Below are 12,104 nucleotides of genomic sequence, written 5' to 3'. Positions count from 1 at the left end.
GAGGTCACACCGTGGCTGCGGCGGCACAGAAGCTTGACGTTCTAACACGCTTGCTCGCAACGCGGCCGCCCCGCCCAGTTCGACGCGGCCGACATCTAGCTCTCGACTGGCCGGTCGAGCATGGCCTGACCAGCCACGGTTCCTGTGTACGACACGCCCGGGGGAAACTGTTCCGAAGGCCGAGTCGGTCACCGTCCGTGAGCTACGAACGAGGCAGGGTCGAGACTATTCGATCAAGATCACTTCGGTTAAGCAAGCGTGCTCGTGTTTGCATGGAGTGCCGTAGGGGCGCCCGCAGGTGCCCAGTTCCAGTTTGCGCAGCTCGAAGTGCTGCTGGAACTCGTTCCACTCCTGTTCAGTGGGTTCACGGTATTCGGCCTGGGGCCGGGTGGCGCGGCGCCGCTCGAGGAACGTCCGGTAGGCGCGGACCAGGTCGTCTTGGAAGACGGCGAGATAGGCCTGAGTCGTGGTGAGGCTGGCGTGGCCGAGCAGTCGGGCGGCGATATGGACGGGCAGGCCCCCGGTGACCGCCTCGGTCGCAAAAATTCTACGGAAGTCGTGCGGGGTGTAGCGCAACGGTTCGCCCGCCGCGTCGACCAGCCCCGTGCGTTCCATCGTAGCGTTCAGCAGCTGTTGAACCTTGCGAGGGCTGAGTACCTGGTGACGCCAGCCGATCTTGTGCTGGAACAGGTGCGGCAGCGGCGGATCGGTCACTCGTTCGTGATAGTCGTAACGGGCGACCAGCGGAATCGTACCGTCGTTCGTCGTACGCAGCCGGGTCACGATGGTCGCCAAGACGCTTGCCAGTTCTGGGCTCACCAGTAGCAGCCGTTCCTCGTTGCTCTTGGACGGGACGACCTGCAATAGAGGGACCAACTCGCCGGTGTCGGACAGCCGATAGGACACCAGTGCCAGGTGAGTGAGCTCCAGAAGTTCCTCGACTCGCAGGCCGGTGTCCCGCAGGACCTCGATGACCGCCCATGCCCAGAAGGCATCCTCCTCCAAGACGGTCACCTCAGTCGCGGTGCCGGTAGCGAGGTTCTCGATCACGATTCGGGTGACCTCGGCGTTGAACTGCGCATTGCGGTACGGACGCCGGACCAGCCGCCGGTAGCGCGTCCCGTCGTGTTCGAAGTCCCCACCTGCTGGCGCAGCGGCGGCCGCCTGCATCAGCGCAGTGCAGGCAGCGAGGTGGCGTTCCGCGGCATCGATCAGAACTGGCAAGTGCGGGAGCCGTTCCCGGACTCGCTGGTGCATCCGCGCGGTAGTCGAGCGCTTCTGCTTGGCCCTTCCCGCGGTATCGCCTCGTCGCACCGGGCAAGGCACCGCCCAGGGCGCCCAACTGGGATCCTCCAGAGCCCATTCCTGGATGTCCAGGTAGAAGGCTCTGACCGTGGTCAGGATGTCCAGCCGCTGCCGCCGCGGACGGCTGCCTGTGTCGGCTGTCTCAACGAGCAGCAGCCGCCGTTTCCATGCATGAGCCATGTCGTCCGGCAGATGTAGAGAGTCGATGCCAGGGTGGTGCTGCTCGAGGTCAGCCCAGAAGTTCTTGGCCAACGCTCGCACCAGGCCCCGGAACGATCCGTAGTCCAGCGCCGGACGCCGCTCGTCCAGGTAGCGAACCAGCACGTCGCGGATTGACCGGCAGCGAATCTTGTAGGCATCGACCATCTCGGCGGTGGGACGCTGTCCTTTCAGTAGGGTCTGGCGCATCGACAACGTTGTGGGCAGGACGCCTCCAGCACGCAAGAGGTCCCAGGCGGCGTAGCAGCCGTGCGGGGTCCGGCCAACACGCGTGACGGAGTCGTCGCGGAACTCGATCACGTCCTCGGCGATGAGTTCCTCGAGTATGCGGCCGGTGTACAGGACGATCTTCGTGATGACCGTCAGCCCTTCGGTGACGTGCCGGTTGTTCATCCCCGCCTGCACGCCGGCGGCTTCCAATCGACCGAAGGTGTGCGGCGAGAAGACCGCACGGGCGGTGTTGAGCAAGGTGAATGACTTGTAGGCGGCCAGGAAAGCATAGCTGGGCCGCACAATCCTGCGCAGCAACAGGCAGGACAACCCGTTGATCAGTTCCTTCCGATTGGTCCTTCGTGTCCGGTCGTCACGGGCAGCCAAGGCGTCTAACCACTCGGTCCCAGCGTCGGCCGACGACGCCTCCCATCGCTCCTGCCACCCGTTCCCCGGATGCGTGAGTAGCCAAGTCAGGATTGTCCGTGCCCCGCGCAACCGACCGACCCCCTTGCCGTTCCCCGGCGCGGGCCAGTCCGGCAGCGAGGGCAGCAATTCCAACGCCTGTTCCACGGACAACCGATCGTGGAGGCCGCCCGGCCGCGCGGCCTGCTCAGATGGACGATGCGCGAGGTAGTCGGACCGAAGCCCACCCACCGCGCTCTGCGGCGCGGTGATCCCGGACGGGGTGGTCGAAGAGGGAGCCATCACGCCTCCCCGCCGAACAGCACGGCCAAGTCTGAGGCCTCGTATCCGCCCGCCGCCGGCGACGGTTGCTTTCGTGTTGGCTCCTCACGATGGTCAAGATGTTGGCGGACCCGGAGAATCACCTCTTGGTCGTCGTCCTCGGTGTAGATCTGCGTCGTAGTCAGGTGGGCGTGACCGAGGATCGTCTGGACATCCCGCAACGACAGGGAATTGTCGCGGACCATGCGCACAGCGGCCGTGTGTCGTAAGTCGTGCATGGTCCAGTTGCTGCCCAACAGGGCGTTGGCACGGCGCAGGACCGCACGCAGGGCGTCATAGTTCAACGGCTTCCAAGTCAGCTGTCCATCGTTCTTGCGACGGCGCCGCCGTGTCCGCCAGATCGACTGCCCCGCTGGTGGAAGCCCGCCGATCTCGGCGATGTAGAGCCGCAGCCAGACGAACGCCTCCGCGCTGGCGGGCAGCCACTGCTCGGCGCTGGTGCCCTTGCGGTGCACCCGCACCAACTGGTCACCCCAGTCCAGGTCTGGGCCGGTGATGCCCAGCAATTCGGTGGCCCTGGCGGCCGTGGAGACCGCCACCGCCAGGATCGCTCGGTCCCGGTTGCTGCCCATCGCGGTGAACAGCTCGTTCCACCGCTCGTCCGCCATGGCCCGCGGACGCCGCTTGGGGATCTTGGGGTTGTAGCGCACTCGTCCCTCGCGTCGGAAAGGCTCCAGCGGGTTGTGATGGGCATGGGGCCTGCGGCCCTGGCGATCCAGCGGCACCGGGTTGATCAGCGGCCCTTGACCCTGCTCGATCCAGTACGCGTAAAACGTGCGCAGCACCGCGTTGCTGTGCTGCACCGTGGCCGGCTTGTACCGGTCATCCAGGTACTGCTTACGCGTAATCGGGTTGATCGTGCCCGCCAACTCCGCCGACACCGTCCGCGCCGACCGGCGCGGCTTGGTCACCTGCTTCATCCACAACACCAGGTCACGAACCTCTGCGGACGTCGCCCGATCCCACTCCACACCGACAACCCGTAGCCACCGCCACCAACGCAGCAGGTCGTAGCAATAGCTGCGCACCGAACCCAGCCGGATATCCCGAGCCACGAAGTCGACCAGGAACAGCCTCACCGGCTCCACCGGCACATCGCCCGGCCCCAACACCAGCCAAGGCACCACACCTTCGAACTTCGCCACCCGACCCCACGCCGGCAGCCGGATCGCCACAACATCACGCTCCACAGCCTCGAACACCCAACACACCTCTCGTAAGGAATGGGTGACGAGATCTACCGCTGGAGTCCGTCCGCAGACCGACACTGCGCCGGCGTGTCTCCTGTTAGTCCGGTCAATAGGGCCGTGCCGGCGTTGGCTGACCGAGCACACCGATCCGGCCCGCACGGTGCTGTATGTGGGTATCGACAACAGCGCGCGTGACCGCCGGCGTGCACCGGCTATCGAGCGTGGTTGGTTTCCATGGCGGGTGGAATTCCCGCTTCTCGACGAACCGGATTTGTCCAAGGCGGACATGCTGGCCGAAGCGCGTGCACTGGGGCTACGCCCGCCCCGGGCCTATGAGTTGGGGTTCGAGCACGCCAACTGCGGGCAACGTGTGTCCGCGGCGGCCAGAAGTATTGGCTGCGCACGCTCGAACACTTTCCCGACCGCTTCACCGATTACGAGGTCCGCGAACAACGCTTCCGGCAGCGTACGGGAAAGAACGTCGCGATCTTAAAGGAACGTCGCGCCGGCCGCACCTTCCCGCTCCCGCTGGCCGAACTGCGCCGACGCCACGGTGCCCACACGGCCCCGGACCAGCGCGCCGTGGCGTGATCGGTGCGCCGGGGTTCTGCCGCCGTCGTGATGGTCGGCTTCCGATAGTCATTCATGTCGTTGGGGGATCGTTATGTCTTCTTCGGATCATCCGTGGTTTCGGACCTATCCCGTATGTCACCGCAACATCATCTGGCACTGGAACCAGGCGACAACCGAGGAGACCCGGCGCGGTCTTCAGTGGTATGCCGACGCGCACCACATCGCCACGGCCATCGCCGACGGTGACGCTCATCTGGGTGCGGGCATGCTCGCGGTCTACTCCCCACAACAAGGCTGGGTCGCCAACCTTCTTCTCGCCGCCCAGGTCCTGCGCACCCGGGTCGGGATCGGGGGAGCGGGCAGCGGGGCGTTCGCCAGCACCGCCCAGAAGCAGGCCGCCGACCGGCTCCTCGCCGGCGAACGCTACGAACAGGTCCTGTCCGGGCCCAAAGTACTCGCGTTCGCCCACCTGATCGAGCACAACGGAAACCGATCCCCGGAGCACTCGCACGTGGTGGTCGACCGGCACGCATTGTCCGTCGCGCACGGCACGGCGCTGTCCGTGGCCCAGTACAACACCGCGCCACTGCGGGCCGCCCAGCGCCGCAACGGTTCCATCCACCACCGCCATTACGACCATGTCGTCGCGCTCTACCACCAAGCGGCGGCGGAGATCTCTCGCCGGCGGGGTCAGCCGGTTACCGCGTACCAGATGCAAGCGGTCACCTGGCTGGTGCGCCGACGACTGACTCAGGCAGCCCAGCGCGAACGCGGGATGTCCGCACTAGACAAGGGACGGGAACAGGCGCGGATCAACGCCGAGATCGCCTGGCGACGCTTCTGCGTGACCCACCTGCCCCAGCTCGGCGACCTGCCGGTGCCGGGCGCCAGCTACCAACCCGCCGCCTGACCTCGCGCCACAACCACCCGTCAACACAGCGCACTCGAGGAGGAACCAATCATGCCCGATCCCCAGTACGGATTCCTGGTGCAGCTCTCCCAAGCCAAGTACGACGACCACGTCCACAATCTGGGAGCCACCATCGTGTACCCGGGCCCGGACGGGAGGCTGCTCAGCCCATCCGAGCCACCTCCTCCGAGTGCCGGGCTGTATCTGACCGGTTTCCAGGTCAGTGCCTTCCTCTCCGCCTCCGAGGAGCGCGCGTGGGGCTACTTCCAAGGCTACAGCACGCCCTATCGTGTTGACCGTGTGGTCGCTGAGGCGATGGTCCGCACGCTCCGCAAGCTCGACAAGGGCCTGGACAAGGCCACCCAGCACCAGGGGCATGTCAAGGGATTCGACGACTACCTGTTCCGCATCGCCGGGATTCTGGACACGCAGACCTACTACGTCCGCAGCACTCCGGAACGCCTGGCCGTGACCGGAGAGCGATTCCGTCAGCTCACCGCACCGGCCATGCAGTCCTGGCTTGCCGATCTCGAAGCTCGGTTCGCTCGTCGAGTCCAGTAGCCACTCGTCACCGAAGCACAGGAGCAGGATCGTGTCTGCTGCAGTGACTTGCGCTCAACGTTGGCGAACCGGCCGTCAGCACTGGGTACTCGACGGCAGGGATCTGTTCGATCCTGCCCGATACGGTGTGGCGGAGATCAGGAAGACGGTGGCGCGCGAGTTCACTCTGCGCCACCACTACTCGGCAACGTTTCCCGCGACCAAGCTCCACTATGGCCTATTCGACCTTGCCGGTGGAAAGCCGCTGCTGGTCGGTGTGGTGGCCCTGGGCATGCCGATGCGGAATCTCGTGTTGACCAACGTGTTCCCGCATCTGGCCCCGAATTCCGAGGCGCTGGAACTGAATCGACTCGTGTGCGATCCCAGTGTGGGATTCAACGGGGAGTCATGGTTCTGCGCCCGGGCGTTCCGCGCCGCGGCCGCGCACGGTGTTCGCGGACTGGTCGCCTTCTGTGACCCGCTGGAGAGATGGGAGGAGACCGACGACGGTCATCGCCGTTACAAGCGAGGTCATTACGGGGGCGTGTATCAGGCGCTCGGGTTCGACTATCTCGGCCGCGCCACGCCACGAACCCTGGACTTCCTCCCGGATGGAACCTTACTCAGCGCGCGTGCCACCGCCAAAGTCACCGGTGGCGAGCGTGGACACCAGGGGGTCATCTCCCGGCTGGTCGCCCTCGGTGCGCCGCCACCCACGGCAGACCAGACACCGGGCGAGTGGTTGCGTGAGGCCAAGCACGTGGTCGGGGTGCGTTCCCAGCGCCACCCGGGGAACCACCGCTACGCCATCCGACTTGGCCGAACCCGCGGCGAGCGCACCCGCACCGTCATCGGCATGGCCCCCGGCCGCTACCCCAAGCCCGACCTCGAACTCCCGCTTCCGCTCATTCTCTGACCGCACTGAGGAAGCGCGTGACGCCCCCGACCGGTCATCCCGCCCACCGATGTCGCGGTCGCCCTCGACTGCCTGGCGCTGCTCAATCCCAAATGGCCCGTCACCGGTTGTCCCCGCCTCACCATCCGGCTGTACGACGGGCGCCGAGCTGGTCTTGGCCTGCGAAGGCGATGACTGGATCTTGGGACCGGAGGACGGCTAGGACGTCCTCGCCGTCACCACGCTGTTCGGCCCCGACGACCGGCTCACGACGCCGGCCGCGAGGCGATCACAGAGCTGTAGCGCGCGGCCTGCTCGGTCGGCGCCCCGCTCGGCGCCCCGGTCGTCGACGCCACCGCCGCCGACCTCACGCGGCTGCTCGACCGCCCTGACCCAGCCGCTGTTCTGGACCAACCCCGACTCGCCACTTCTCGAGGAGGACTCCACCATGCCCGCATGGACGCGCACGACGATCACGCCCGGTGACCGGGTGACTGTCGAGATCCCCTACAGCGACCAGGCCGTGCTGCGGCCGTTGACCGGCAAGCTGCGCTCCGTCGAGGTCACCGCCGACCGGCGCGCGCTGATCTACGACGAGGACGGCAATCGTTACCGGTTCGACGGACGCACCGTCCCTCCGGTCGCCCTGGTCGAGGCGTCGATCTTCACCGACTCGGCGACCGGTCAGCTGTGGGCCAACACCTACAAGGTGCCGCCCGGCGACCCGAGCCCCTACCCGCTTCCCCCGGAGTACGCGGCCGTCGCCGAGCCGGACGGCCAGGGCGGCATCGCCAGGATGCCCTCCTGCCGATGCGGCCGCGGCTGCGCCTGCCCCAGCTGCGGCCAGCAAACGATCAGCGTCGCCCGCGGACTCGACTGGGCGGACACGCTCACCACCGCAGAACCACACAACACCAACCTGTGGTGCCGGCAGCCGTCCTGCCCACCCACCGAACCGTTCGACCTCCCATCCTGCTGCACGTGGCCGATGATGCTGGCCCCGGTCGGCTGGATATGCCGACGCGACAGCGCCCACCGCCGCCCCTACCGGTGGCCCGAGCCCGCCGACCGCACCGTGGCCGTCGAGCGGGAGGAGAACCCTGCATGAAGCGCAGCCTCTACCGCCGCCTGCACCGCATTCTACACCCCTACCTGGGACATCGCGACGCGATGCACGTCGCCACCGCGGTGCTCACCATCCCGGACCCGACCGTGCCGCGCTGGTCCCCCGGCGACGGATGGATCGAGATGGCCACGGCCCGCTACTGGATCCGCCCCGAACCCGACGGTGACCGCGGGCTGGTCCGCGTCCGGACGCTGGACGTCGCCGGCCACCACACCGACCAGCGAGCCCTGGTGTCGGGCCTGACCGAGTACCACGGCTCCGTCGTGGACAAGCCGCACCGCGCCTACCAGCACATGCAGCCAGGCACCATACGGGTCGACCCGTGCACGGACGACCACCCCGCCGAGCAGTACCGGCGTTACTTCGCGGCGTTCGCGGACGGGTTCGGCGACCAGGTGGAGCGGACGCAGGACGCCGTGGACTACCCGCTGCGCTACCGCACGTTGTGGCTGCGCCCGGACGTCGAACTGCACCCCGGCGGCACAGCGTGGGTGTGCTCGCTGGAGCTGGCGCTGTCCCCGGACCCGCACCACTACTGGTGGGACCTGGCTCGCGCTACCGACGTGCTGGCGCATGTGGCCCGCCGCTACCGCGTGTCGCGCCTGGCGCTCTACGGCGACAACCCGCACCAAGTCACCGACCCGCTGTGGCATCGCGGCCGGGCCGCCCTGGACGCCCACCGCGCCGGGCGCTGAACCCCCGGCCCCTGGTGGGCCCAAGCCCGCTCCCGGCTCCATGCGCGACGCCGTCGCCGGCCGCCCCAAGCCCGGCGGGTCTGGCCGCGGCGCTCACCGCTGCCGTCCGCATCGACCACACGCCGCCATCGCCCCTTCGCGGTGCTCACGAACGGAAAACCATGGCCGTCCTGCATCCCGACCTGTCCATCCACACGACCGCTCACTCGGCTCCGCCACCCGACACCGGCATGACCGGCCGCGGGTACATCACCGCCAGCGTCGCGCAGCTGCGCGACCGGTTCGGCCGGTCCCACCACCAGCTCGCCCCGGACGGCGACACCGAGGTCTGGGGCCTGCACACTCCGGCTGGGCTCGTGTACCTGCGGGCCGGCACCGCCTTCTCCGACCCCACCGATGAGCGCGACGTCCAGCACCGCTGCCTGATCCACGCCACCAGCGACGACGTCCTGCCCTGGGTCTACAAGGCCGTCCACGGCTCGACCACGGCGTTCCCCACCGGTGCCTTCTCCCACTTCACCGAGGCCACGCTGCACGACTTCGGCTATGCCTACCTTGGCTACCTCTACCTGCGAATGAACGCCGAAATCCAGCGCCGCGACCAGCTCGACCGGACCGCGTCGGACTTCCGCACGCACCTGCACCGGCCCCGACAGCTCAACGGGATGCTGATCAAGCTCGCCGACGTCCTGCACCACTACGAATGGGCGCACGCCAGCGAGACCGAACGCACGGCGTGGTCGCGCATGCAGCGCCCGACGCCCCGCGAGGGGCTGCGGTACTGGAAGGCCCGGAACCGCTGGCTGTACAAGCCGGTCACAAGCGAGCGTCACCCGCGCGGCGGCGACCCCGACCTGCCCGGGATGCTGCGCGCCCTGGCCGACTCCGCGCGATCACACCGGGGCCAGCTGCTGGAGAAGGTGCCCGAACTGGACCTCGTCTTGCACAACGAGCACGAGCAGACGCTGCGCGCCCTGGCCGATATCCCAATTCCAGGGCTCGACGCTCTCCAGTTCTCCTGCGGCTGAGGCATCACCCGCACGACCAGCGGCCAAGGCCGAGCTGACGATGCCGCCCCGCCTGGTGGGGCGCTCGCACGTGCGCCCGCGCCACGCACAGTCCAAAGCGGATCCAGTGCTGGACGACGCCAGACAGGCCAGCTAGGTAATCTGGAAAGACGTTGCCGGTGATCACCGTCGCGTTGACGGCCACAACGACTGAGGTGTTCTTCTGCAACTGTCGCCGGCGCTGGTCTATGGCCTGAGCGATGGCGTCGAGGTCGTTCTCGTCGGCTCGCTCCAGCACGTAGTTGACAACATCGGACAGGTCTTCGGGAACAGAGGTCATGGCGAACTCCCGTGCGGCACTGGGAAACAGGGATGGGTGGCCACCGAGTTCGCGCTGTCGATTTGGTACGGCGGTCCGCGCATCGGTGGGCGCAGTCGCTAGGCGTCGCCACCACGCGGGGGCAAGCCCTGCCTTCGGCTTTACGTCGCAGTGGACTGTCCACCACCGAGCGACTAGAGAAACCTGATTACGCGGGTCCGGAGCAGCGGGACTCGGTGAGCGTTGACTGCTTCGATCGTGACGGGCACTCGTCTTCCGTGATCACCAACAGTTAGTCGAGTTCGAAGTCGTGAGTTGCCTGTTGGTGCACCACAGCTGTCGCAGGGTCATGGTTCTGTGGACATACGGCGTGTTGCTTCATGTCGTGTGGTGGCTGAGGAGATCCGTGTGACAGAACCCCAGGTGTCGAGGTCGGGCAGCTGCCGCGCTTGCCGAAGTGGTGTGGCGGTTGTCGTTGATGAACCGAGGAGTCAGTCAAGCGGCTGATCACCGGCTGGGATCGGTGTCGATTCCGTTGATGGTCGGTCTGATGCGACCTGCCCTCGCGGAACTCCAAGCCGATCCTGCGGCACGTCGTGAAGGCGATCACCCCGGGCGACGTCCAGTACGTGACTATCGCCCTCGACCCGGCGTCCACGAACAAGCTGGCCGCCTCCTCGAAGGCTCACGCCCATCTCGCCGGTCGCGACTCCTACGACCTGCCCGGCATTCCGTTGAGCTGCTGCCGTGTATCCAGCGGCTGAACCCAACTTCCTTGCTGTCCTGAACAAAAGCCTGACTTTGGTTCGACGCCTACTGAGCCGCGGACAGGCCTTCACCCTGCTCCAGGCCGCATCAGTCCCTCGGTAGCCCAACCCGCAATTATGAGGAGGCAACCAGTGTCCGACATGGCCGCGTCCCGGACGCGCTGGGTACACACCGGCATCGAGAACCCCTTTGCGTTCGCTGTGACCGGGTTCAACGAGCTGGACACCGGTCGAGGCAGCACGGCATGACCGTCGCCGCGCCGCCGCGTCCGCTGCGCGATCCGCTCGGGGACCGGGTCGACGAGCAGATCGCACTGCAGGCCGTTCTCGAAGCGCAGAGCGCGTTGGGTCTGCTGCGTCGCCAACCACCCTCGCTGCCGCTGGCCTCGGTCCGCAGCGAACCGCCACCGAAAGTGGTGCTCGCGTTCGGGCTGGGCGCCGACTCGAGCGCGATCCTCGCGCGCTATCTCACCGAGCCGGAAGTCCGGGATTTCGAGCTGCACGAACTCGCGGTGATCACCGGCATGACCGGTCAGGAATGGCCCGAAACCCGCCGGCTGGTCGAGAAGCACCTGCTGCCACGGATGGCTGCCGCCAAGGTGCGCTACATCCAGGTCGCCCGCCGCGGCCCGTCGGAGGCTGACGGGATCGACATCCTGTCCGACACCCGGTCGCCGGACCGGCTGCACCTGGTCGGTGCCTGGACCCTGGCCAACGAGATGTTCGACGGCGGCACCCTCCCGCAGACCACCGGGGATCGGTTGTGTAGCCAGCACTTCAAGGCCTGGGTTTTGGACACGGTCATCGCCGAGTTGACTCAGGGCCAGCCTTACCGGCACATCATGGGCTACGAACTCAACGAGCGAGGGCGCGCGGAGCGCGACGCGAAATACAACACCGCGACGCGCACCGGCGAGTACCCGTTGCGGACCTGGAAGTGGGATCGCGCCCGCGCGCTGGCGTGCCTGGAGGAACTCTTCCACATGAAGTGGATCAAGAGTGCCTGCACCTACTGTCCATTCGCGTTAGCGAACAAAGCTGGTCGGGTGGAGACCGTGGCGAGGTTCATCGCCGAGCCGGAGGCGGGCGTGCTGGCTCTGGTGATGGAGTTCGTTGCGACCGCGCTGAACGCTACCCAGGGGTTGATCAAGGGGGAGCGGTTGCTGACGCTGCTGCGGAACAGCCCCGGTACCGCCGAGGTGTTGGCGGCGTTCGAGCGGCTCGTCGCCGCGTTGCCGTGGGCGGTCTACGACGTGCGGCGCACGCTCTCGCCCCGCACTGACGGCAAGGTCAACCACGCCCGATCGGTGCGCATCCTTGACATCGGCGACCCCGCCGCGATGCGCGCCCGGCTCGACCAGCGCGCCCACGTCGCCGGCGTTCCGCTGACCGTCGGCGACGTGAGGTTCCCCGACGACACCCATCCCCGTGCGTGGCTACGCCACCGGGAGCCGTTGCTGCTTGCCGACGGCAAGACCACCGCCGAGCAGTTCCTGACCATCGCACCGGCCACCGCGATCAACAAGACCGGCCCGGCGTTCCCCAACGCCTGGGCCGCCGCCGCCCAGTTCCACATGTTCTGACCACCCCCGGGCGCGATG

12 protein-coding genes are annotated in these 12,104 nt (G+C 67.3%); 8 read left to right on the top strand and 4 right to left on the bottom strand.

Annotated features, from left to right (window positions below; translation table 11 throughout):
• Window positions 1–225 precede the first annotated feature (225 nt).
• Both ACJ73U_RS32205 and ACJ73U_RS32200 read right to left on the bottom strand, forming a co-directional pair.
• A complete protein-coding gene (locus ACJ73U_RS32205; RefSeq protein ID WP_407781506.1) occupies window positions 226–2,442 on the bottom strand; it encodes a tyrosine-type recombinase/integrase in 2,217 nt (738 codons plus the stop codon).
• Window positions 2,442–3,683 (bottom strand): tyrosine-type recombinase/integrase, encoded by a 1,242-nt coding sequence (locus tag ACJ73U_RS32200; protein WP_407781505.1) that lies wholly within the window; start codon window positions 3,681–3,683, stop codon window positions 2,442–2,444. The genes ACJ73U_RS32205 and ACJ73U_RS32200 overlap by 1 nt, the downstream gene beginning before the upstream one ends.
• Before the next feature lie 826 nt (window positions 3,684–4,509).
• Here ACJ73U_RS32200 and ACJ73U_RS32195 point away from each other — a divergent pair.
• From ACJ73U_RS32195 to ACJ73U_RS32185, 3 genes are read left to right on the top strand one after another with little or no spacing between them, the layout of a single operon-like run.
• Entirely contained in the window at window positions 4,510–5,154 is a 645-nt protein-coding gene (locus ACJ73U_RS32195) for a hypothetical protein (protein WP_407781504.1), read from the top strand.
• Window positions 5,155–5,205: 51 nt separating this feature from the next.
• Window positions 5,206–5,715 carry a hypothetical protein gene (locus ACJ73U_RS32190; protein WP_407781503.1) on the top strand — a complete coding sequence of 170 codons (510 nt, stop codon included), beginning with the start codon at window positions 5,206–5,208 and terminating at the stop codon, window positions 5,713–5,715.
• A 31-nt stretch (window positions 5,716–5,746) separates the two neighbouring features.
• Complete coding sequence (locus tag ACJ73U_RS32185) at window positions 5,747–6,610, top strand: hypothetical protein (protein ID WP_407781502.1); 864 nt, start codon at window positions 5,747–5,749, stop codon at window positions 6,608–6,610.
• A 198-nt stretch (window positions 6,611–6,808) separates the two neighbouring features.
• On the opposite strand, the gene ACJ73U_RS32180 is transcribed toward ACJ73U_RS32185, so the two are convergent.
• A complete protein-coding gene (locus ACJ73U_RS32180; protein WP_407781501.1) occupies window positions 6,809–7,039 on the bottom strand; it encodes a hypothetical protein in 231 nt (76 codons plus the stop codon).
• Between ACJ73U_RS32180 and ACJ73U_RS32175 the strand changes: the two genes are divergently transcribed.
• The 3 genes from ACJ73U_RS32175 to ACJ73U_RS32165 all read left to right on the top strand — a co-directional run bounded on the left by ACJ73U_RS32175 (window position 7,038) and on the right by ACJ73U_RS32165 (window position 9,438).
• The gene (locus ACJ73U_RS32175) at window positions 7,038–7,697 is read left to right on the top strand and encodes a hypothetical protein (protein WP_407781500.1); all 660 of its coding nucleotides are present in this window, start codon (window positions 7,038–7,040) and stop codon (window positions 7,695–7,697) included. The two genes, ACJ73U_RS32180 and ACJ73U_RS32175, sit on opposite strands and share 2 nt — an antisense overlap.
• The gene (locus tag ACJ73U_RS32170) at window positions 7,694–8,410 is read left to right on the top strand and encodes a hypothetical protein (protein ID WP_407781499.1); all 717 of its coding nucleotides are present in this window, start codon (window positions 7,694–7,696) and stop codon (window positions 8,408–8,410) included. The genes ACJ73U_RS32175 and ACJ73U_RS32170 overlap by 4 nt, the downstream gene beginning before the upstream one ends.
• A gap of 161 nt (window positions 8,411–8,571) precedes the next feature.
• Entirely contained in the window at window positions 8,572–9,438 is an 867-nt protein-coding gene (locus ACJ73U_RS32165; protein ID WP_407781498.1) for a hypothetical protein, read from the top strand.
• A gap of 4 nt (window positions 9,439–9,442) precedes the next feature.
• Here ACJ73U_RS32165 and ACJ73U_RS32160 read toward each other — a convergent pair whose 3' ends face one another.
• Window positions 9,443–9,757: a hypothetical protein gene (locus ACJ73U_RS32160; RefSeq protein WP_407781497.1), complete on the bottom strand. Its 315-nt coding sequence runs from the start codon at window positions 9,755–9,757 to the stop codon at window positions 9,443–9,445.
• A 575-nt stretch (window positions 9,758–10,332) separates the two neighbouring features.
• On the opposite strand from ACJ73U_RS32160, the gene ACJ73U_RS32155 reads away from it, so the two are divergent.
• Window positions 10,333–10,500 (top strand): hypothetical protein, encoded by a 168-nt coding sequence (locus ACJ73U_RS32155; protein ID WP_407781496.1) that lies wholly within the window; start codon window positions 10,333–10,335, stop codon window positions 10,498–10,500.
• A 248-nt stretch (window positions 10,501–10,748) separates the two neighbouring features.
• On the top strand, window positions 10,749–12,086 hold the full coding sequence (locus ACJ73U_RS32150) for a hypothetical protein (protein WP_407781495.1): 1,338 nt from the start codon (window positions 10,749–10,751) through the stop codon (window positions 12,084–12,086).
• Window positions 12,087–12,104: the final 18 nt, after the last annotated feature.

It is taken from the genome of Actinophytocola sp., assembly GCF_045807065.1.
Taxonomy (GTDB): domain Bacteria; phylum Actinomycetota; class Actinomycetes; order Mycobacteriales; family Pseudonocardiaceae; genus Actinophytocola.
Note: the sequence above shows the minus strand (reverse complement) of the source record. Positions and strands in the feature narration are given on the sequence as shown.